Source organism: Acanthopleuribacter pedis (assembly GCF_017377855.1).
Classification (GTDB): domain Bacteria; phylum Acidobacteriota; class Holophagae; order Acanthopleuribacterales; family Acanthopleuribacteraceae; genus Acanthopleuribacter; species Acanthopleuribacter pedis.
On the sequence record NZ_JAFREP010000001.1, the window covers coordinates 180880 to 203325 of the forward strand.

At 54.5% G+C, this 22446-nt stretch carries 10 protein-coding genes; 6 read left to right on the top strand and 4 right to left on the bottom strand.

Annotation, left to right across the window (positions count from 1 at the left end; genetic code table 11):
• Positions 1-383 precede the first annotated feature (383 nt).
• Genes ispF through J3U88_RS00605 form a run of 3 tightly spaced genes read left to right on the top strand, consistent with a single transcriptional unit; the run spans position 384 to position 4867 of the window.
• The gene (gene ispF, locus J3U88_RS34570) at positions 384-1568 is read left to right on the top strand and encodes a 2-C-methyl-D-erythritol 2,4-cyclodiphosphate synthase (RefSeq protein ID WP_207856172.1); all 1185 of its coding nucleotides are present in this window, start codon (positions 384-386) and stop codon (positions 1566-1568) included.
• A 58-nt stretch (positions 1569-1626) separates the two neighbouring features.
• Positions 1627-4197: a 1-acyl-sn-glycerol-3-phosphate acyltransferase gene (locus J3U88_RS00600; protein WP_207856173.1), complete on the top strand. Its 2571-nt coding sequence runs from the start codon at positions 1627-1629 to the stop codon at positions 4195-4197.
• Positions 4198-4210: 13 nt separating this feature from the next.
• Positions 4211-4867, top strand: coding sequence for a pseudouridine synthase (locus J3U88_RS00605; RefSeq protein WP_207856174.1), 657 nt, complete (start codon positions 4211-4213; stop codon positions 4865-4867).
• On the opposite strand, the gene J3U88_RS00610 is transcribed toward J3U88_RS00605, so the two are convergent.
• Positions 4864-5898 carry an NAD(P)/FAD-dependent oxidoreductase gene (locus tag J3U88_RS00610; protein WP_207856175.1) on the bottom strand — a complete coding sequence of 345 codons (1035 nt, stop codon included), beginning with the start codon at positions 5896-5898 and terminating at the stop codon, positions 4864-4866. The two genes, J3U88_RS00605 and J3U88_RS00610, sit on opposite strands and share 4 nt — an antisense overlap.
• Before the next feature lie 70 nt (positions 5899-5968).
• Entirely contained in the window at positions 5969-8956 is a 2988-nt protein-coding gene (locus tag J3U88_RS00615) for a ligand-binding sensor domain-containing diguanylate cyclase (RefSeq protein WP_207856176.1), read from the bottom strand.
• 648 nt (positions 8957-9604) lie between these two features.
• Between J3U88_RS00615 and J3U88_RS00620 the strand changes: the two genes are divergently transcribed.
• From J3U88_RS00620 to tmpT, 3 genes are all read left to right on the top strand, one after another.
• Complete coding sequence (locus J3U88_RS00620; RefSeq protein WP_207856177.1) at positions 9605-14983, top strand: trifunctional serine/threonine-protein kinase/ATP-binding protein/sensor histidine kinase; 5379 nt, start codon at positions 9605-9607, stop codon at positions 14981-14983.
• Positions 14984-15846: 863 nt separating this feature from the next.
• A complete protein-coding gene (locus tag J3U88_RS00625) occupies positions 15847-16845 on the top strand; it encodes an RpnC/YadD family protein (protein ID WP_207856178.1) in 999 nt (332 codons plus the stop codon).
• Positions 16846-17022: 177 nt separating this feature from the next.
• Positions 17023-17655 (top strand): thiopurine S-methyltransferase, encoded by a 633-nt coding sequence (tmpT, locus tag J3U88_RS00630; RefSeq protein ID WP_207856179.1) that lies wholly within the window; start codon positions 17023-17025, stop codon positions 17653-17655.
• Between the two features lie 371 nt (positions 17656-18026).
• On the opposite strand, the gene J3U88_RS00635 is transcribed toward tmpT, so the two are convergent.
• Positions 18027-19643 (bottom strand): MBL fold metallo-hydrolase, encoded by a 1617-nt coding sequence (locus tag J3U88_RS00635; RefSeq protein WP_207856180.1) that lies wholly within the window; start codon positions 19641-19643, stop codon positions 18027-18029.
• A 313-nt stretch (positions 19644-19956) separates the two neighbouring features.
• Positions 19957-22302: a glutamine--tRNA ligase/YqeY domain fusion protein gene (locus J3U88_RS00640; RefSeq protein ID WP_207856181.1), complete on the bottom strand. Its 2346-nt coding sequence runs from the start codon at positions 22300-22302 to the stop codon at positions 19957-19959.
• Between the last annotated feature and the right edge of the window lie 144 nt (positions 22303-22446).

Genomic DNA, 22446 nt, shown 5'->3' on the forward strand with positions numbered 1-22446 from the left:
CAACGGCCTGTGAAAATGCTCACCGCGCCCGGCGGGTGGGCGTCGTGCGCGGCCCCGGCCCGCTTTTTCCAAGCCATTTCACTCCAGATCTTTAGCGGAAATCCCTCACTCTTATCGCGCCTCTTAGGTTAAAACCCGCGGTTGTTGCCCCTCGGCGAAGACGGCGTCACCTTTTAAACGGCAGACGAGGATCCACCCTTGACGGGGGGGCCGGTTTCATTTTGAGCGAGGCTCAATCGGCGTTTCAGCCTCGGTGCTCCGGTGCTGGCCAAGTACGGGCAACCGTGTTATCGTTTCCGGTTTCAAGGGAATACCGGTTTGAATCATCGTTTGCTTGTTTCTCACTTTCGGCCCTTGGCGGAAGCATCTCGGGGGAAGGTTCTATGGTGCGGCGTTTTGCGATTATTCCAGCCGGCGGGATCGGTACGCGGATGGGTTTGCCCTATCCCAAGCAGTTGTTGCCGCTGGGATCACACACTGTTTTGCAAGAAAGCTTGACCTTTTTTAAAGATGTTCCGGTTTTTGTACCGGTGCCGGTCGAATTTCGCGCACGTTTTGTCGCGCATTTGGGCGATACCGCCGTGGTTGTGGACGGCGGTGATACGCGATTTCAATCCGTAAAAAACGCCGTTGATGCACTGGCGGCCCAATATGCACCAGACCCCGACGATCTCGTGGCGATTCACGATGCCGCGCGCCCCTTTCTCCAACAAGCCGATGTTGCCGCTGCTTGGAAGGCTTGCGAGGAACATGGTGCGCTCATTTTTGCCGCACCGGCGGTGGACACCCTGAAACAAGTGGATGCCGACGGGGTGATCCTTCGAACTCTGGACCGCACCACCACGTATCATGCACAAACGCCGCAGATGTTTCGTTGGTCATGGCTGACGGCATCCTATCAGCGCCACGCGTCAGAGGGTGGCGACGTGGTGTTTACCGACGAGGCGGGTCTGGTGGAGGCCCGCGGTTACCCGATTACTGTTTTTGCCGCCACCCACGGTAACCGAAAAATTACCCATCGCGAGGATTTAGTTTTGTTGGAATCAGCCAAGACAGTCCCAACAGCCGCGGCAACGAACGAAATTGCTTCGCCGCGCATCGGCCATGGCTACGACGTGCATCGGTTTGCCAAAGGTCGGCCCTTGTTTTTGGGCGGGGTGGAAATAAAGGCCGAACGGGGTCTCTTGGGGCACAGTGACGCCGACGTCGCGTTACATGCCTTGATTGACGCTTTGCTTGGTGCGGCCGGACGCGGCGACATTGGGCATTGGTTTCCCGATGACCAAAAAGAATTTAAAGACATTCGCTCGACGGTTTTGCTCGAACGGGTGTGGCGGGATTTGGCCGGTGATGGCTATCAACTGGTCAATTGCGACCTGACGATTCAAGCGCAGGCACCTAAACTGGCCCCTCACCTGGCGGCGATGCGCCGAACCATTGCCGAGCATCTTGAGTGCGCGGTTTCTTGTATCAACATTAAAGCGACAACCACCGAACGTTTGGGGTTTGTCGGACGGGAAGAAGGCATGGCCGCCGATGCGGTGGTCCTGCTGCAGCGAAGACCTTGATCGTGGTGGGTCATGTGGCTTGCGCCATTGCCGTGTGAATTTCGAGGAGCATGCATTTATGTCAGCGGAACAGAAGGATTTTGGTCTTATCTACAAATTGATATGGTTCATTCTGCGGCCTTGGGCGGCTCGTGTCCGAGCCCTGAATGTCGATCTCAATGCGTTGCGGCAAAGCCAAAAAGACGGTCAGATCCTCTTGGTCGGCCACGTGGTTTCCTTTATCAATTTCATGGTGGTCAACGAATACTTGCAGCGCAACGGTTTGCGTCCGATCCGCAACACCCACGGCTTCAGTCCTTTTTGGGTGTTGCCTTTCAAAGAAGCCTGGGCCTGTTACCGTGAGGGCCTCACCAAATCCTTTGAAGAACGCCGCAATTTGGAGTTGGCGCGTGCCATTGAGGCGGTTGACCGCGGCGAGGACGCTTTTATTTTCATGAAACGCGGCGGCCGTTTTGCCTGGACCAAAAAGGTGTACTACTACCACGGCACCTTTGGTCGCATTTCGCGAAATTTAGAAAAACGCGAGCACCACACCACCTTGGTTCCGACCTCGGTTTTTTTGACCCGGCGCCGCAAGCGCGGGACACGCCGCAACTTTTATGAAATCTTCTTCGGCACTTACGATATTCCCGGTCGTTTGCGCAAGTTACTTCAGTTGCTGATTAATGTGAAAAAAGGCGGCATGATTTTCTCTAAGTCGTTGGATCTTAATGCTGAGTTTGAGAAGTACCGCGACTTGACCGAGGATCAAATCGACAAGCGCCTCGGCCGTTTACTCCTGCTTCACCTCAACAATGAAGATGCCGCTTACCGCGGACCCACCAAACGCTCCGTGGAGCGCAAGGTTCGCAAAATCCTCAAAGAACGCCGGCTCAACAACGAACTGGGCGGCGTTGCCAAGCGCACCGGCCGTTCCCTGGAAAGCGTGCGAAAGGAAGCCGAGAAAAACCTGCGCCACATTGCCTCGGATACCAGTGAGCGCACCATTAACCTGTTGCGTATTTTTTTCGGCTACGTGTGGGCCCGAACCATTGAAGGCATTGACGTCAGCAAAGAAGATTTGAACCGGGTGCGCGAGATGACCAAAGCCGGTCCCGTGATTTTTTTACCCTGCCACCGCAGCCACGTTGATTATTTGGTTTTTGCGTATCTATTTGAAAAAGAAGGGTTGAATTACCCGCGTTTTGCCGCGGGGGAAAACCTCTCCAAATGGCCGTTGGGACCATTGCTCCGACGCGCCGGCGCCTTTTTCATCCGGCGCAGCTTCAAGGGCGAGGTGATTTTCCCGCTGGTCTTTGAAGCCTACCTGCGACACATCTTGCGGGAACGGCACGTGCTTGTGTTTTTTATGGAAGGCGGTCGATCCCGAACCGGCAAGTTGCTCCATCCCAAGGTGGGTATGTTGAGCATGGTCATTGATGCATGGCGGCAGGGGATCGTCGAGGATTTGCCTTTGGTGCCGGTCACCATTGACTACGGCAAGGTGTTCGAGGGCCAATCCTATCTGCGTGAGCGGAGCGGTAAGGAAAAAGAGCAAGAGAGTTTGACCTCGGTCATTCGTTCCCGCAAGATTCTCAAACGCAAACATGGCTACATTCGCCTCCGTTTCGACGAGCCGATCTACCTCAACCAGCGCATTGCCGACGAGGGTTTAACCAAAGGTGACTTAGGTTTCAAAACCAAAATTCCTTTTGTTCACCGCCTTGGTTCCGATGTGCTTAACCGGGTGAACAATCGGGTGACCCTCACCGCCGGCAACATCATCGCCGGTATTTTGCTCGGCAACCACCGTCGTGGGATGACCCTGAGCGATCTGAAAACCCTTTTTGGTGTTTCGGTTCGTTACCTAAAAAATCGCGGCGTCGATTTGGCGTTCCCGGAACCCAAGCTGGAATTGGCGCTGATGAATGCTTTGGAAACTTTCAAGACCTGGGAGACGGTGGTCACCGTTGAGGTTTCTAAGCGGACGGTTATCAATATTCCTCAAGACAAACGGGTCGAAATGGAGTATTACAAGAACAACGGTTTGCACTTCATCCTTGAACTGGCCCTGTTCTCAACCGCCTATGCATGCTTGGCACCCGAAGAACGAACTTTTGAAAAAATCCTCACCTTCTCGCGTGAGGTTTTCCAGACTTTGGACGAAGAGTTCATTATTCAAGGTGATTACCCGGCCGAAGCAGACATGGAAAAGGCACTGAAGGCCTTGATTGTCATGGGTGGTGTACGTCGTGAGGGCGAATTGATTGTTGACGGGGAACGGCGTTACGGCCGGGACTTGGTTGCGATTAACGGCCATATGCTGCTCAACTTTTTCGAGTCCTATTTTGTGTGCGCCGAGGTTTTGCTTGAGTTAAGCGAGAGCGAACCCATCGACCGCAAAGTTCTGCTCAAACAGTGCATGAACCAAGGGAAATTGTTTTTTGCCGTGGGCCAAATTCGCTTGCCGGAATCCATTAACCATGTCACCTTCAGTAATGCACTTAAGTACTTTAACAGCCTGAGTTTGATTAGGTTCCAAAACGCAACCAGCGGTAAAGGGCAAGTCGTGGTGATTCAAAAAGACAAAGTCGCCCAACTGATGGCCGTGCGGGATCGTCTGAGCCGCTGGATGGATATGCTGGAGTAAGCGAGGGAAAACCATGGTTACGGAAGTTGCCGTCGCCGATGCTGCTGAAGAGCTCGATATTCTGTTTCAAGACGAGGCCTTGTTGGTGCTGGATAAACCTTCCGGTTTGCTTTCGGTTCCCGGCCGCTCACCTCAACATAAGGACTCCCTCGCTTTGCGCGCGCAACGCTGGTTTGAGGGGGCGCGCACGGTTCATCGGCTTGATTGGGAAACCTCGGGTGTCTCGGTGCTTGCTTTGGATGCCGATGTTCATCGTGAGTTGAGCCGTCAGTTTCATGACCGAGAAGTTGAGAAGAGCTATATTGCGATTGTGGCCGGTCATGTCTATCCCGACGAGGGGGAGGTCGCACTCCCTTTGATTTGCGATTGGCCCAATCGGCCCAAGCAGATGGTCGACCACGAAAACGGTCGCCACGCCTTAACCCGTTGGCAGGTAATTTACCGAGAAATCGATCGAACCTGGATGCGCTTGCGTCCCATTACCGGTCGCTCCCACCAGCTACGCGTTCATATGCAGGCCTTGGGTCACCCTATTTTGGGGGACCGTCTTTATGCCGACCTCGAGGCGTTACACATGGCGGATCGTTTGCAGCTTCACGCGGAGCGTTTGGCGGTAACCCATCCCCAAAGCGGCGAACGGGTGACCTTCTACAGTCCGAGCCCGTTTTAAGCGATGCAATCGGCCGCCAACATTTCACCGATTGCCATGGCGGCGGTAAGACCGGGCGATTCGATTCCGAGGCAGTGGACCAGCCGCCCCTCACGATGAAAAAGAAAGTCTGAAAAGTGGTGGCGGCTGCGTTTGGCGCGAACGCCGGCGTATCCCGGTTGCAACATATTTCGCTCTAGCCAGGGGAGATAGGTGACCGCTGCACGGTAAAAAGCGTCGGCTCGGTTGGGGTCGACGCCGTAACTCGGGGTATCGATCCATTCGATATCCGGGCCGAGATACCATTCGCCGGCCAAGTTGCAGGTGAGATGGATGCCGAGGGTTTCACGTTCCTTGGGCACCGCCGGGTACACGAGGTGGGGCAACTGAATGCCGGGTGGGGGTTTGATTTGAAAGTAAACCCCGCGCGCGTAGAAGTGGGTTGTGTGGTTGCACAGTTGATCGCTGTCCAATCCACCGCAGTTGAAAACCCAGGAAGCGCGGCAGGTTTCGCCGTTAATGGTCAGGATCACGCCGTTTTCCTCGGCCGTGACCGAGGTAACTTCTTGATGAAGCAAGAGTTCGGCCCCGCTCTCCTCGAGGAGCTTGTTGACCAAGCTGTCTTGATCAATGATGGCCGTTGTCGGTGAAAACAAAGCCTTGCGACAATGGACACCGTTGGGTACCTGTTCCGCCGTGCGCCATTCAAGGGGTACCGCACCAAGATTGTGTTGGTATAACTGTTCAAGGGTGGCGCAGGCCGCCGCGTCATGGGCGACGATGTACTTGCCGACCTTTTCGAAAGGAACCCCGTGTTTGGGGGCGAATTCATGGAGCAAACGGTTGCCGCGACGACACAAACGCGTTTTGAGGCTTTCCTTGGGGTAATAAATCCCGGCGTGAACCACGCCTGAGTTGCGGCTACTCATGCCCATACAAGGGCGCGGCGCGCGTTCGAGAACGAAGACCTCCCGACCGCTGTTCCGCAGCGCGTAAGCGACGGCGGCACCCACGCAACCGGCACCGATAACCACAATACCTACTTGTTCCATTGTTTCGCCACGCGTTCTCTCGGGTGTTTGTTCAAAGTGACTTATAGCCTAACACGAAGGGTGGTTTCGATTAATTTTTAGCCCAAATCAGCGTGCTTAGATCGAGGGAGGTTTCGACCATCAACGAGCCGTCTGCCAAACGGGCGGGGATGTCTACGATAAGGTCGTTGTAGTTTTGCTCGGGTTCATTCGAGCCCGCGCGTAAGCCAACCCAGGCATTGCGACCGCTGAATTTGGCGGCGTAGAGCGCGTGGTCCGCGATATTCACCACCTCTTCCCAACTGAATTGGAAGGGGTTGTCGGGCATAAACGGGAAGTGGGCGTAACCGATGGAGGTGGTGATGTGGACCTGCTCGCCGCTGTCGAGTTCGATGGGGTAATCGGCGACCAAATTGCGAATCCGTTCGGCCATGTTTTGGGCGAAATCCTCGGGGGCGTGACGGAACAGAATCAAAAACTCTTCCCCGCCCCAGCGGGTAACCACGTCCGAATCGCGACAGGTCTCCAAAAGCAATTGGCTGACCGACTTAAGAATGATGTCGCCGGCATTGTGCCCGTATTGGTCGTTAAATGATTTGAAGTGATCCAGATCCATCATGAGAAAAAAGATACGTGGGGGGGCTTGGCTCAGGGTGCCGCGGCGTTCTTTGAGGACGCGAGGGGGATGGGTGATTTCCGAAGCCATGAGGTCTTTGAGAAAGCGGCGGTTTTTTAAACCGGTCAAGGGGTCGGTAACGCTCATTTCACGCAATTGCAGCGTGGTTTCCGCCAAGGCGTCGTTGCTGGCTTTAAGCTCGGCCGTGCGTTGATCGATCAGGGCCTCGAGATGGACTTGTTGGATTTGGAAGCGTTTGACTTTGAGTCGAACACCGGCCCATACCAAAAAGATACCTGCAAAAATGCAAAGGATCATAAACCAGGCGGTTTGATAAATATGGGGTTTGACATAAACCGGTAGTGCCACCGCGCCCCCGTGGTATTCACCCTCGCGAATTCCCGACTCCACCAAAAATCGGTAATTGCCGGGTGAAAGGTTGGTGTAGTCCGCGACGCGGTCGTCGTTTTGGTTGATCCAGGTATCGTCGTAACCCTCGAGTTTGGTGCGGAAATGAACGCGATGGGGTAGGGAAAAGAAAATATTGGTGTACCTGAAGCGAATGCGGTCGCTGCCGGCGGGGACGGTTACCGTTCCATCTGTTTCGGGAAATATGGTTTTTTCATCGACGATGACCTGTTCGACCAGAATCCGTCCCTCGCGTTGCCAATGGTTCTTTTGCAAGGGGTTGATGCGGGCCACCCCTTTGATCGTTGGGAACCAGATGTGGCCGTTTTGATCGACCAGGCTGCATGAATTGCCGACGCCGATGCACTCGCGGCTGGGAAGCCCGTCGGCCTCGTTGTAAATCTCCGAAAAAACCCGCTCGCGTTTGCCCTGGATGACGTCGATCAGTGCTTGGCGCTGGACCGAAAAAACGCCGAGGTTGCAGCTCATCCAAAAGGTGTCGTTGGGATCGCGGACAATTTGAAACACACTGTCGTTGAACAGGCCTAAATGCTCACCAACCCCGTGAAAGCGTCCGTTGAATAAACCGAAAATACCGTGGGCGTTGGTGCCGGCCCAAAGGATGCCGTCCTGGTCCAGATGGAGACTGAGCACAAAGGTGTCGTAAAGGCCAAGATCCGGGCCGTAATGTTGGCGGGGTTGGGTTCCTTCGAACATAAAAACGCCGTCGCGTGCGCCGATCCAGATACGACCTTGGGGGTCTTCTAAAATAGCGCGGGTGGTTCCGATTCGGATATCGCTTTCTTTGCCGAAATTGACCACTTGGTAACCGTCGAAAATGGAAACGCCGGTTTGGGTGCCGATCCAAATGCGGTCCTCGCTGTCCTGGAATATCGCGCGGATAAATTTGCTACCCAAGCTGTCTGTCCAAAAGGGTTCCACCCAGCGATCACCCTCGCGAACCACCAGGCCGCTGTCGGTGCCGATCCAAATGCGTCCGTCGCGATCACAATAGGTGCTGAGCACAAAGTTGCTAGGCAGGCCGTCCTCGCGGCGGAAGTTGGTGATGGCGCCACCTTCCATCATCGCAACCCCAAACCCGGCAGTCCCGATCCAGTAGCGCCCTTTGGGATCCTGGGTCAGACAAATGGTCTCGTTGCCGGGAAGGTTTTGACGGCGGCTGAAGGGGGTAAAGGCGCCGTCGCGTAATTGGTTCAAGCCGCCGCCCAGGGTGCCGATCCAAAGGTTGCCTTCGTTGTCCTCGAGCAGGGACAAGACCGCTGGAAACGAAAGTTGGTTTTCAACCGAGAACGTGGCAATGCGGTCGCCGTTGACCCGGTTAACACCCAGTCCGGTGCCGACCCATAAATTGCCGTCGCGGTCCACGGTGAGGGCCGCGATTTGGTTGTTGATCAGCCCTTCATCGCGGGTCAAGGTACGCACCACCCGTTCGCCGTCGAACAACCGCACACCCCAGCCGGCGGTGCCGATCCACAAACCGCCGTCGTTTTGATCCCCGGCCAAGGCGCTGATCGGATAGCCGCGGTCGCGCTGGGTGAACCTCACCACCCGCACCGCGCCGCCCTCAAATCGGAACAATCCTTGGCCCGTTCCAATCCAAAAGGCGCCTGCCTCGATCTCCAAGAAACAATGGATCTCCTGGTTGCGCAGAGGGTGGTCGTCGGCGACCCGCTGCGCTTCCTGGTCGCCTGGTTGGAGGATCCACAATCCGCGGTTGGTGCCGATGTAAACACGCCCGTCGTGATCCTGGTACAAGGCGTTGATAAACACGGCCTGGGTACCTTCGCCGAGGCTGTAATTGATGACGCGGTTTTCGGCAAGGTGGATGAATCCATAGCCCTGACTGGCGGCCCACACGCCTTCCTTGCGATCTGCAAACAAGGCGTTGATTTCCTTGAGGTCGAAATCGGCCATCTCGCGTCGATTGAAGGTATGAAAATGGGAGCCGTCGAATCGCGCCAATCCTTCTTGGGTTCCGATCCAAAGATAACCCGTTTTGTCGCGTACCAGGGTGTTGACCGTATTTTGGGGCAAACCTCGGTCGTCCTGCCATACCTCATGCACATACTGCGAAATCTCACGATTCGGGTCCAAAGCCCAAGCCGGCAGGACACAGCACGTGAAGGCAAGCAGCAACCGCAAGTCCATAAGCCAATTCGGGGAGAACCGCCGGTTCCAACGCATCATGCTCAACAAAAAGTTTCCGTCCAGGGGTGATGACCCATAGTTTAACCGACCCCTTCACGAAGCGCGAGTGTGGTTTGGCCGTGCTACCCGTAAATTTTAAGGATCGGGTGTAAATGATGGGGATTGGGGGTAAAAAAAATCATCAAGCGACTTTGCGAAAAACTGGGAAAAACAGCCGCCCTCAATCGGGTTGAAACGCTTGGGACCTTCCTTGCCCTGCCGTCAACGAATGGGGGCCGAGCGCGAAAGGATTGTTTGTTGATTGGAACCTGTTCCAACACAGCTTCGGACGATTACGGGCAAAGCCCAACCAAAAAATGTGGCACAATACCGTTAACACTCTTTGATTAATTTTTATCAAGCCTCTGCCTCCAATGGGAGACTGTTCCCGCATGCACGTCCCGTGCGCTGATGGGTTTGTGGTTGCCCTTTTCGATACCCGACCGTTCACGTAAGCCGTTTCGTGGCCGTGTTCTTTATTTCGAGGATGATTCAATGTCGCTCGCAGTTCAAGGTTATCGCATTCTTGAACCCATTTATGAGGGGACCAAGTCTTTGGTATATCGCGCCCTACGGGAAAGCGACCAACAGCCCGTGGTACTCAAAACCATCGGTCCGGCAGCCCTTGAGGCAACCGCCTTGCGTCGGCTCAAGCGCGAGTATCAGCTTCTCAAACAACTCCGTCATACGCGCGTGATTGCAGCCTTGGGGTTTCAGGAGTCCGCCGGCGGTTTCGCCCTTGTTTTGGAGGACTTTGGGGGCCGCGCTTTGCATCTTTTTCCAAAAGGTCGCGATTTGGAGATGGACTTCTTTTTCGCCACTGCCTTAGCGGTGATTGAAGGGCTTAACTATCTTTTTGAACAAGGTGTTATCCACAAAAACATCAATCCTGCCAATGTGCTGCTTCACCCATCCAACGGTGAACTGAAGCTCATTGATTTTGGGGTTGCCTCGTTGCTCCGGCGTGATCATTCCCAGTTTCGGGAAGGAGACCCGGCCTACATGGCGCCCGAGCAAACGGGGCGTTTGCGTCGGATGCTTGATTACCGCTGCGATTTTTATGGGCTGGGTATTACCTTCTTTGAAATGCTTGCGGGTCGGCTTCCTTTTTCAGCTCAAGATCCAATGGCGATGATGCACCGTCAGATCATGGAAGCCCCCCCGTTCCTTCACGATCTCGAGGTGATGGTGCCCGAGCCTTTGGCGCGGATCGTTGAAAAATTGTTGGCCAAACATGCGGAAGATCGTTACCAGAGCCACCGTGGCTTGCGCCTTGATTTGGAGGCCTGCCGGCAGCACCTCTTGGGCGCTGAAACCCTTCCCTCATTTTTTGAAGTGGGTCGGGATGATGTGGCTGAACAGTTGAACCTACCGCAAAAGTTGTATGGTCGCGAGCCATCCAAACGTGCGCTTCAGGCACGTTTCGAAACGGTTTGTGACGGCGAGGTCGGTTTGGTGGTTGTTTCGGGTGCCGCCGGCATTGGGAAATCCAGTTTGGTGGAAAGCCTGCGTGGTCCCGTTGTTCGCCGAAACGGCGCCTTTATCCTCGGGAAGTTTGATCAAATGCAACGGAACGTGCCTTATGCCTCTATGGTTGAAGCCTTTACCCGATGGGTTCGCGAGGTCGTTCAAGCACCCGAATCCATACGCTCCGAACGGCGCGCCGCCCTAGTGGAAGCCTTGGGCGATCAAGCGCGGGTGGTTGCCGACGTCATCCCCGAGCTGCATGATCTATTAGGGCCCTGTCCGCCCGTGCCGGAATTATCTCCCGCGGAAACTCGCAACCGCTTCCATCTGGTTTTCCAGCAATTTATCCATGCCTTGCCAACCGCCGACTATCCCTTGGTTTTGTTTCTCGACGATCTTCATTGGGCGGATCGTGCTTCCCTTAAACTCTTGTCTCGTTTGTTGTTGGAACGCGCTGTCGCCTACTTGACCCTTGTTGGTGCGTTCCGAGATCAGGAGTTGGACGTGGTCCATCCTCTTTACGAATTCTTGATGACCCTGGATAAAGCCGGTTTCCAGTACGACACACTTCATCTCACTCATTTGGAACCGCTTCATGTCAATCAATTTCTCGCCGAGACGCTGAACTGTTCCGCGCGTTGTTGTTTGCCGCTAACCGATCTCTGCATGCGTAAAACGAATGGAAATCCGTTTTATCTCAGCCGTTTTATTCGTGATCTCGATACGGGTGGACACCTTTTTTTTGACACCGAGAACCGAGCCTGGTCGTGGGATTTATCCACTGCTGATGAGACCGGGCGGACTGAAAACGTGCTCGAATTTTTAGCGACGGGCATGCGGCGGTTACCGGTCGCGACCCAGAAAACCCTTCAAGCGGCGGCTTGTATCGGTTACCGATTTTCCCTTCCTTTTTTGGCCGCGGCCGTGGCCGAAACCCAGGCCGAAGCCGCATCTTACTTGTGGCCCGCCTTAGAAGCCGAACTCATCGTTCCCCACGATCAAACCTATCGGTACGAAGTTGCGTCGGATTCACCGCCGGTGTTTTACCATTTTCTCCACGACTTGGTCCGCCAAGCTGCTTACCTGTTGATCCCCAAGTCGGACCGCGAGCAAATGCATTACCATTTGGCGCAATGTTCGCGGAAACATCTCAACCCGGAATCGCACGAATCAGGTTTTTTCGACATGGTGAATCACTTCAACAAAGGCCGCGCCTTGGTGACTGATCCCGCTGAACGCGACCAACTGGCCGCCTTAAATTTAGAAGCCGGGCAACGTTCTCTGCAAGCTGCCGCCTATGAGCCGGCTTTTCTCTTTTTTCGGAGAGGCATTGAATGGGTGGGCGATTCGGGATGGTCGCGTTGTTACGCCCAAACCCTGGCGCTTTTTCAGGCGGGTTGCGAAGCCGCATTTTTGACCACCAACTTTTCCGAAATGGACACCCTGGCGGCGGTGGTTCACGAGCGGGCCGGTTCCTTGTTGGACAAAGTGAAAGTGGTTGCTTTGGAAATTGACGCGATGGTGATGCGCAACCAAATGCGCGAGGCCGTCGAAGTAGCCCGACCTTTTTTAAATGAGCTGGGTTGTTCTTTGCCGGAGCACTGTTCCCGGCGGCATTTGTGGCCGGCCTATCTACGCACCAAAATGTTGTTGGTTCGCAAACCGCCGTCCTACTTAATTGAACTCCCGCCCATGCGTGATCCTGCCAAACGCGCCCTCATGGAAGTGATTAGCAGTCTGCTTTCCGCGACCTACCGCGCGGCACCCTCCTTGTTTCCCTATCTTGTTTTCCGGGTGGTCGAGACCACCTTGCGTTTTGGGCAAGCCCCTGTATCCAGTTTCGGCTTTGCCTGCTACGGTTTGGTCCTGTGCGGTGGCATGGGGCAAATTGAGCGCGGCAACCAATTCGGTGACTGTGCGCTGTCTTTGTTGGAACGGGGGGATGAACGGCGCTTTAAAACGCGAATTGCTTTTGTGGTCTATGGTTTTATTCGGCCTTGGCGGCAACATCTTCGCGAGGTATTGGAGCCGCTGCGCGAGGCTTTTGCCGCGTTGAACGAGTCCGGCGATATTGAATATGCCGCCCATGCCGCCTACATTCGTTCGGCTTTTGCCTATTTCAGTGGGGCGCATTTGCCCAATCTGCTGCTGGAAATGCGCAAATACGACGATGCCATGATCAAACTCAAACAACAGACCACCGCTGCCTATCACCGTATTTTTATGCAAACCGTTCATTACTTAATGGTGGTCGATAAAACACCTTGGGTGCTTGCCGGGCCGTTTTATCGCGAGGTGGACATGGTACCCGAGCATGTCGCGGCGGATGATCAACACGCGCTTTTTTGTGTGGCCCTCAATAAAGCGGTGTTGGCTTATATGTTCCACCGCTATGACATTGCCGACCGTGAAATTGAGGCGGCAACCCTCCATCGGGAAGGGGTGATGGGATTTTTTCACGACAGCCGCCTTGTGTTTTGGCGCTGTCTGATCAAGCTGGCGTTGGCGGCGGGGGAACCTCGCGAGGTGGCGCGTCGCATGCTGCGTCACTTGCCCGGCGACTTACATCGCCTGCGCAAGTGGAAGCAACATGCGCCCATGAACTTTCGTCACAAGGTTTGCCTTGTCGAGGCGGAGCGGGAGCGCGTGCTGGGTGACAAGTACCGCGCGGGAGCGTTATTTGACCAAGCTTTATCCTTGGCACGGGCGGCCGACTTTCTGCAGGACCGGGCGCTTGCCAATGAATTATGCGCCACTTTGTATTTTGAGATGGGAAATGAAAAGGTGGCGCGCCACTATCTTCAGGATGCCTATCACGACTACCAGCTATGGGGTGCTCAGGCCAAGGTGAAGCACATCCAATCGATTCACCCCAGCATCGCCATGCGCTCCTACGATTTGGTGCGCAACACTTTGGAACAATCCAGCGGCGGCTATACAGGGACGTCCACCACCATCGACGAAACCATTGAGGCCGTTGATGGTGCTTCCGTGGTTCAAGCCGCCCAAGTGATTTTGGGTGAAATGGAATTAGGGCCCTTGTTGGAAAAGTTGTTGACCCTCGTCTTGGAACACCTTGGCGCTGAAAAAGGGTTGTTGCTGTTGGAGAAGGAAGGGCGCTGGTTGATTGAAGGCGCGTGTCATATTGGGAATCAGTCGCCTTCCTTGCTGCAGGGGTTACCCCTGGAACAAAGCGACCAAATTGCACCGGCCGTGGTGCAGTTCGTGCTACGCACCGGCCGCCATGTGGTTCTCAGTGAGGCTTGTCGTGATCATAGTTTTGGGGAGGAGGCGTATTTTGCCAAGAATCAAACCGCTTCCGTGTTGTGTATGCCGCTGGCCGACCAGGGCCAACCCATTGCGATTCTGTACTTTGAGAACAACCTTTCGACAGGTGCTTTTTCCGCCGACCGCATCGAGACACTTTTGCTCTTGTCTTCCCAATGGGCCGGGTTGATCCAAAATGCGCGTTTGGTTGCCGACATGCGCGCCCGGCAGCGAACCCTGGAAGCCCAGCTTGAGGCGCGTACGCACGAATTGGCCGAGAAAAGCCAGGTGTTGGAGCGGACCCAAATGCAACTTATCGAACAGGAGAAAATGGCGTCCTTGGGGACGCTTACCGCCGGAATTGCCCACGAAATTAAGAACCCGCTTAGTTTTATCAACAACTTTTCAGAGTTGAACCGCGAGTTAATTGAGGAAATGGAACCCGTGCTGTCTTCCCTGTCGGCGCGCTTGACCGGGGAGGAACGAGAAGAGTTTGATGCGACCCGCGTTGATTTGAAGCGAAACTCGGACATCATCTTTAACCATGGAAAACGCGCCAACGCCATTGTTCAAAGCATGATGATGCTTTCAAAGGGCGGCACCCCGGTCCCCCAACCGACGGATCTCAACCAATTGGTGGATGAGTCGATTCACCTGGCCTACCACGGTATGCGCGCCGCCAAACACCGCTTTCCCGTTCAAATCCACAAACAGTTCGCCGAGGATTTGCCCAAAATTGAGGTGGTACCTCAGGATCTTGGCCGTGTCTTTTTGAACTTGGCCAATAACGCCTTTGATGCGATGTGCGTGAAGTTTCAGGAGGTTTCCGACTATCGTGCGGTGCTCACGGTAACCACGCTTGTGGCCGGTGACGGGTTGAACGTGACGGTTCGCGATAATGGGCCGGGGATTCCCGCGGAAATTGTGCAGAACATTTTTCGGCCCTTTTTCTCCACCAAACCCAGTGGGGCGGGCAATTCTGGTTTGGGTCTATCGATCAGCTACGACGTGGTCACCGAGCAACACGGTGGTCGACTGGAAGTGCGTTCGGAAATGGGTTCTTTTACCGAGTTTCAGGTCTGGTTGCCAAAAAAACGGCAGGTTGAGCGGGGAAGCAAAAAAATAGCCGCGAAACAATAAAGCTGTTTCGCGGCTAGCCCGAATTTCTCACAAGGATTCGTCGCGAGGAGCTGAAAGCCTTGTGAGTACAAAGATTACGATCGAGAGGCGGCATAGGGGTCCGACCATTCGGCGTAGCAGTGCTACGCCGAAGGCGGCTCGACCGAGTAAGGCGGATGGCCGCCCCCTCGTAATCGCATGGTTTTCGGCTTCGCAGCAGAATTCCTTGTGAGAAATTCGGGCGAAAAGCTCGGTTCTGGTGGCTCGAGCTGAAGGGATGGATGTTGACCCGTCTTTCTGGGTGGGTTGAAGACGTGCCTTGGAGGGTTGGTTGGGTTGCGTGAGGAGGACTGTGTTGTTTTTGTTTGGTATGGAGGATTCAGGCCGGGGGTTTCGTCGACGCGGGGGTGGAGTGTCCGCTGCCGGGGGAAAGGAAACCAGGGTGTTTTGCGTTCGCTTCAACTGATGTGCCCGTCTGTGTGTTGCGTCCGCTTCCGTCGCCTGACTTCTCTCAATTTGGTCTCCTAAATTGAAGAAAATGCGGAGAAACATTGAAGTTTGAAAGAAATGGTCGAGAAATGGTGCGCGTATGAGGTGGAAGCTTGATCTTGAGACCTAGAGGTTCTGTGCGGTCAAGGTATATATGAGAAATGGTGCGCATGTGTTCCTCGGGGAAATATCGAGACTTGAGTTTTTGCGAGGCCTTCTGTTGATTTGCGCTTCTTGTAACTTGCGACAGAAAAGTATCTTCAAATTTGATGTTGGGGTTTTTTCGAGCCGGTTTAGGGTAGGCGCAACCAGTCTAATAAAAGAGAGACTCCGTCTTGTAAAGGCCCTTGATTGCTTGGCATGGGTTGTCTCTGCTTAGGCTGTAAGGAGGTATCATGCAGGAATTCGACAGTCCTTGGAAGCAGATCAGCGAAACCCTATTCGCCGAAATGTTGGCCTTTTATCGCGGCAAAGTTTATGAAGCCGTTGATTGGTCGCGGCCGGTTCGGTGTTTGGATAAAGAGCTGCCCAAACTGTTCCCGGAAGGGCAAACCGGGCGACGAGAGGTCGACAAATTGTTTGAGGTCCATCGCAAAGAGGGATCAACGCGGCTCGTTTACATACACATTGAGTTTCAAAACCAACAGGATCCCGATTTGCCCGAGCGGATCTTTACCTATTACTACCGATTGTTCGACAAATACCGTAAGCCGATTTGGACCCTGGTTTTGCTGGGCGATTTGGTGCGGGGTTGGCGACCCGATTGTTATGAATCGGAACTTTGGGATTTGCGCTTGTCACTTCGTTACCCGATCATTAAATTGACGGATTATGAGCCCGACTTGGAGGAATTGCTCCAATCACGCGCGGCGTTCGCGTTGGTGACCGCGGCCCATCTCCTCGCACAACAAACCCGAAAAAAACCATTTGATCGGCTGGGACAAAAGCTCACACTTACAAAACTGCTGTATCAGAAAGGGTTTTCCAAAGACGAGATCCTGACCATCTTCCGGTTCATTGATTGGGTGATGCAACTCCCGCCGGACTTAACCCAACAGTTTCATCAAGCCTTAGCGGCGTTCGAAGGAGAAAAGCAAATGCCTTACATCACAAGTATTGAACGACTGGGTCATGAGCGTGGTTGGAAAGAAGGCCGGGAAGAAGGCCGGGAAGAGGGCCGGGAAGAGGGCCGGGAAGAGGGCCGGGAAGAGGGCCGAGAGGAAATGAAACCCGACATGGTCGAAGCGTTGCTGAAGCTGCTCAAGCAACAAAATGTGGTGCTCTCTGAACAGATCCTAAGCGTGATTGAAAGCGCTGATGTGACACAAGTTCGTACTTGGCTAAGGACCGTGATAAACGGTGAGGTGCCGGCGGCCTTGGCAGCACCAAGCTAACCACCGTTACCGGCAGGTCCGTCATTCCAAATGATACGGAGCATGGCTTTTTCGGCTTGATTTAGGGTTTGCGCCCTCATCATTCTGTGAGAGCATTTCGGCCATGTTGCGTTTGGCGGGCCAAGGCCGGCGTCGGACCATCCATCTGTTTTCCTCACAATGGTTAAAGGAGCCTTCATGGAATCTCAATTTTGGTTGTCACGCTGGGCTGAAAACAGGATCGGGTTTCATCAGGACGATTTCAATCCCTTTTTGGTTAAGTATTTCCAGCGATTAAAGCTCGATCCCGGCAACCGCATTTTTGTCCCGCTCTGCGGTAAAACCAAAGACATCGCCTGGCTGCTCCAGTTGGGTTACCGGGTCGTCGGTGCCGAATTAGCCGAGGCGGCCGTCATCCAGCTTTTTGAGGAACTGGCCTTGCGCCCGGAAACCACGACGGTGGGTAACCTGATTCGTTATCATGCAGAAGGGCTTGAGGTGTATGTCGGGGATTTTTTTGCACTCGACTTTGAGACCCTGGGCCCGGTCGACGGTGTCTATGATCGTGCTGCCTTGGTTGCGCTTCCGTTTGAGATGCGTCGCCGTTACACCGATCATTTGCGCAACATCAGCGGTAGCGCGCCCCAACTTTTGATCGCTTTTGAGTACGACCAAAATCAATTGGAAGGACCGCCGTTTGCGATTCCCGCCTCCGAAATTGCCCAACATTACCGCGACCATTACGAAATGGTTCTGCTCGATCAAGAACCCTTGGACGGCGGCCTCAAAGGAAAAGTCGACGCGGTTGAGCTGATTTGGCACCTTCGCTAAAAAACCTCTTTCGGTCTTGACCCGCCGGCACAAAAAAAAATGGCCGCGAAGCGGGAAGGGTTGCTTCGCGGCACGAGGACCTTGGATGAAAGTGAAGATGAGTTTGGTGGTTCTGCTGCAAATGAGCTTGGGTTGCTGAAGTTCGTCTTTTGCCGCGGATTATTTTGTTTTTCAGATTTGTGATGATCACAGAGCACCCCGCCGGTTTATCCCCTCTTTCCTTGCCCGTCCGAAAGTTAGCCGGCGAGGTGTGCCGTGACACTTCCTAAGTTAAGTCCCGAATTTGAAGAAAAATGGGAGAAAAAAAGGAGATTTGCGGATCTTTTGAAAACCTTCGCATTGCTTCGCACTTCGCCGCGCGTACTGCTTGCTTAAGGTTCCCGGGTCTTTGTGCGCGGACGGTTCCGTGTCGCGGCGGTGACGTCTTCCGTTTGGTGGGCGGTGGCATCAAAAGTACCGTTTCCTCCTTCGACCGCGTGGGTCAGCGTTGCCATGGGAACCCAGTTTAAAAAGTTCTCGTGGTCGATGGTGGTCCCGATGGTCTGGACATCGAGCTCCCGTGCTTCGATGGCGGTGTGTAACCCGCGTGCGCGGGATGAAGCGCGATGTTGGGGACGGTCCGGTCGCATCCAAAGCAAGTCCCCCTGAATCAGAAGTTTGAGGTTTGGGAGGAAGGTGACCAAGTATTCTGGTGTGTGGTTGGACAGCTCGCCGATATCGTAGATTTCGAGGTGATTCGTCCCGTCGGAAAGAACCAATGATTCCTTGACCAGGGTGAGGTTTAAGGATTGGGGATCAAGAAAGAGCGCATCCGGTAATACGGCATGTGGATTGGTGGTAACCCGCTGAAGGTAGGGTTCGACAGTGGGGGTCGTAATGATCTCAACACCTCGCTGTACATAAGGCCGAATGCCCCAGGTATAAAACGGGTGGAAATGGGAGATCACTAATTTGGTGACCGGCTGATCCGGGAGTTTTGCGGCCACCAATGCCAAAAGTGCCTCACCGGTTTGGCTGTCGCCGACCGCATCGAGCACGACGCTGTGGTCGGCGAAAGCCACAATAAATACCCTGGCATTATGCGCCGCAACCGTTACGGCGTAGACATGATGGCCCAGCGCCGACCAATGGAATTCATCCGCCGGCACGGGCAATTCCGCGGGTCCACCCCAAATGGCACGATGTTTTTCCGGTTGGTCTTGTTCTTTCTCTACTGCCCGGCGTTGCCAAAGGGTGGCGAGGCCGACCCCGTCACGGTAGCGGCGCTCCTTGATCACAAAAGGAACTTGGCCGCCCGCGATCGCGCGGTAATCGCTGAACCGGATGGTATCGATTTGGTCGCCGAAACCATAATGGTGGAACAGGGTTTCAACGCGGTCCAACAAGCCGGTGTTTTTATGGATGAAGAGGGTTCGAACGAGACCGTTCTCCTCCGACCAACTCAAGACGTTTAACTCGGGTTCATCGGGACTTTCGCCAAGCCATTGTAAGCCGTTTAGGCGTTTCGCCATTCGCGCCAGAAGAAGTTGGGGTTCGAGCAGGTCTAAATTCCGGCGCCACGATTTCCATTCCCGGCCTTCGGAATCTTCGACGAGGGTACGCCAGGCGCTTTTTCCGTAATCTTGGAACTTGGCCGTGTTTGAGACCAGGGCGACTTCTTCGTATTGCGTTTGACCCCCGCGTTCTCGTTCGGCTTTTTGCCAGAGGGCGGTTCCGTCCTCACGGATTGCTTGCCATACTTTTAGCGGGATCTCGCGGGTCGTCCAAGGGGTCGCGTAATGGCCTTCTAAATCAATGGTGACCTGCCACTCGGAAACCAGCCATCCCGGTTGTTTCGGGGCGGGATGTGCGATGCCGTGGCCGTGGCAGGCCTTTTGCCACAGGTTTCGTGCCTTGCGAAAGCGATCATAAGTAAAGCCGGCGGCGGGTTTGCCCTCGAGCGGCAAGGGTTCGGCTAGCAGAAAGACCAGCCACAAAGTGGTTAACATGGGTTCCTCCCCTTTTGTGCTGGTGCGCAGTTTAGGAAAAAACCCTGTTGGGAAGGTGCGTGTCGTGATCGGTCCGTATGTAGGCGGTTTTTGAGAACGGTTGTGGTTTTGTGTGAGTTGTGTCCAACGGGCCGGCCCGGACACACGCCGTTCAAAAAAGAGCGGGTTTCGGGCGTCGGTGGTAGGTGCTTTTTTGGGGGGCGTCCAAGTTTATGTTTTTAAATAAGATGGATGGGCTGAGCCAACAAAAAACCCCGCGACCGGGAAGGCCGATGCGGGGTTTTGGTGTCTGGGTTGGGCTGTTTGTGAAAGCTTAGCCGTTGAGTTTCTTTTGAATCAGTTGGTTGATCATTTTCGGATTCGCTTTGCCTTTGGTGGCTTTCATGGCTTGACCGACAAAGAAACCCATCAGTTTCTTTTCCCCGTTGCGGAACCGGTCGACCTCGGCTTGGTTGGCTGTCATCACGTCGTCAATAACGGCCTCGAGGGCGCCGCTGTCGCTAACCTGCTCCAAGCCTTTGGCGGCGACAATTTTTTGGGGATCGGTGCCGCTGACCAGCATGTCGGCAAGGACGTCTTTGGCGATAGTGGCCGAGATCGTCCCTTTGTTGCGCAAAATAAGAAGTTGGGCCAATTGTGGGCCTGTTGCCTTCAGCGCGCCCCAGCCGTTCTCTTTCAGCTCGCGCGCCATTTCGTTGTTCATCCATTTGGCGATGAGTTTGGCGTCGTCCAGTTCCGCCAAGGCCGCATCGAAAAACGCCACGCGCGCCGCATCGGTGGTGAGCACGTCCAGATCGTTGTCGCCGAGTTCCGCGTGGGTTTCTTTCAGGCGTTTGAAGGCCGCGGCCATTTCGGGAGATTTATCGGCCAGGGGATCGCGTTTCACCGCGGGTTTGGCCGGCGCCGGCGCCTTGGGTGTCGCCTTGGTTTTGGCCGGTTGCGATTCGGATTTGGGTTCGGATTGTTTGGCCCAAGAGTCGCGTAAGCCGACAATACGGTTAAAAACGGGGTGTACGTCGCGCCCGTCTTTGGTGTCTCGGATGAAAAAGCCAATCCGCTCAAATTGAAAGCGGGTGCCTGGCTCCCGGGTTGCGGCCCAAGGTTCGACGAAACCCTCGGCAAGGTCCAGAGAGTGGGGATTGAGGTACTGGGTGAACTCACCCTCGGCGAGGTCGGGCCGCTCCATGGTGAAGAGACGGTCGTAAAAACGCAGGGTTGCTGGGACCGCATGAGCGGCCGACACCCACTGGATGGTGCCTTTTACCTTGCGATCGGTGGGTGTTTTTCCCAAGGTGTTGGGATCGTAGCTACAGCGAAGCTCGGTGATTTGGCCGGTTTCAGGGTCTTGAACCACGTGTTCACATTTAATAATGTATGCGTGCCGCAGGCGAACCTCGCGGCCCGGCGCCAAACGGAAGAATTTTTTGGGCGGCTCGAGCATGAAGTCGTCGCGGTCGATGTAGATTTCACGACTGAACGGAATGGTGCGGCTTCCTTCCAGCGGCACATCGTGTGGGTACAACGAACCCTCGATGTTTTCTTCTTTGCCTTCCTCATAGTTCTCAATCACGACCTTGAGGGGTTTGGCGACGGCCAACACGCGCGGCACTTTGAAGTTCAAATCGTCGCGTACGCTGAATTCGAGCTGGCCGAGGTCCACCGTGCTATTGGCTTTGGCGACCCCGATCATGTCGCAAAAGTTGCGAATGGATTCAGGTGTGTATCCGCGACGTCGGAAACCGGCAATGGTCGGCATGCGGGGATCGTCCCAGCCCTCGACAAGGCCTTCATTTACCAGGCGCAACAGTTTGCGTTTGCTCATGATCATGTTGGTGAGGTTGAGGCGTGCGAATTCGTATTGGCGTGGAACCGCCTCGGTTTCGCATTCAGCAACCACCCAGTCGTAAAGTTCCCGGTTATTCTCAAATTCAAGCGTACAAATCGAGTGGGTGATGTTTTCAAACGCGTCGGACAACGGGTGGGCGAAATCGTACATGGGGTAAATGCACCAGGCGTCGCCGGTTTTGTAGTGGTGCGCGTGGCGAATGCGGTACAGCAAGGGATCACGCATTTTCATGTTGGCGGCGGCCATATCGATGTTGGCCCGTAGGACGTGGGTACCGTCCTCAAATTCACCATTGCGCATGCGTTGGAACAAATCGAGGTTTTGTTCAACCGAACGTGCGCGGTAGGGGCTGGGTTTGCCGGGTTCGGTGACCGTACCGCGGTATTCGCGGATTTCCTCTTCATTGAGGCTGCAAACGTAGGCTTTACCTTTTTTTATGAGAAACACCGCTTTTTCGTAAAACTGCTCGAAGTATTGGGACGCATGGAAGAGATTGGGTTGCCAATCGAACCCAAGCCATTTGATATCTTGTTGAATCGAATGCACGTATTCAATATCTTCTTTGGTGGGGTTGGTATCGTCAAAGCGCAAATGGCATTGGCCGTTGAATTCCTGAGCCAAGCCGAAATTGAGGCAAATGGATTTGGCGTGACCGATGTGCAGGTAGCCGTTGGGTTCCGGTGGGAACCGGGTGACCACTCGGCCCTGGTACTTGTTACGCGCCAGGTCTTCTTCAATGATGGTGCGCACAAAATTATTGGCTTTGGTTTCGCTATCGGGTTTTCCGTTCGGCGCGGTTTCTGCGTTACTCAAGATTCAAGTACCTCTGCTTGCTGAAAAAGTGGGGGTTGGCTGTCGCGGTACAACCAAATTTCCGCCAAGGCAACGGCGTAAGGGGACTAGTCTACCACTGACGGTGGCGATTGGATGCGTGAGGTTCCGATTTGGTTTCGCTTG

What these genes read in the sequence shown, in the direction of transcription:
- J3U88_RS00620 (WP_207856177.1), top strand. Translation starts at nt 9,605, where the DNA reads ATGTCGCTCGCAGTTCAAGGTTATCGCATTCTTGAACCCATTTATGAG.
- J3U88_RS00635 (WP_207856180.1), bottom strand. Translation starts at nt 19,643, where the DNA reads ATGTTAACCACTTTGTGGCTGGTCTTTCTGCTAGCCGAACCCTTGCCG.
- tmpT (WP_207856179.1), top strand. Translation starts at nt 17,023, where the DNA reads ATGGAATCTCAATTTTGGTTGTCACGCTGGGCTGAAAACAGGATCGGG.
- ispF (WP_207856172.1), top strand. Translation starts at nt 384, where the DNA reads ATGGTGCGGCGTTTTGCGATTATTCCAGCCGGCGGGATCGGTACGCGG.
- J3U88_RS00600 (WP_207856173.1), top strand. Translation starts at nt 1,627, where the DNA reads ATGTCAGCGGAACAGAAGGATTTTGGTCTTATCTACAAATTGATATGG.
- J3U88_RS00610 (WP_207856175.1), bottom strand. Translation starts at nt 5,898, where the DNA reads ATGGAACAAGTAGGTATTGTGGTTATCGGTGCCGGTTGCGTGGGTGCC.
- J3U88_RS00605 (WP_207856174.1), top strand. Translation starts at nt 4,211, where the DNA reads ATGGTTACGGAAGTTGCCGTCGCCGATGCTGCTGAAGAGCTCGATATT.
- J3U88_RS00625 (WP_207856178.1), top strand. Translation starts at nt 15,847, where the DNA reads ATGCAGGAATTCGACAGTCCTTGGAAGCAGATCAGCGAAACCCTATTC.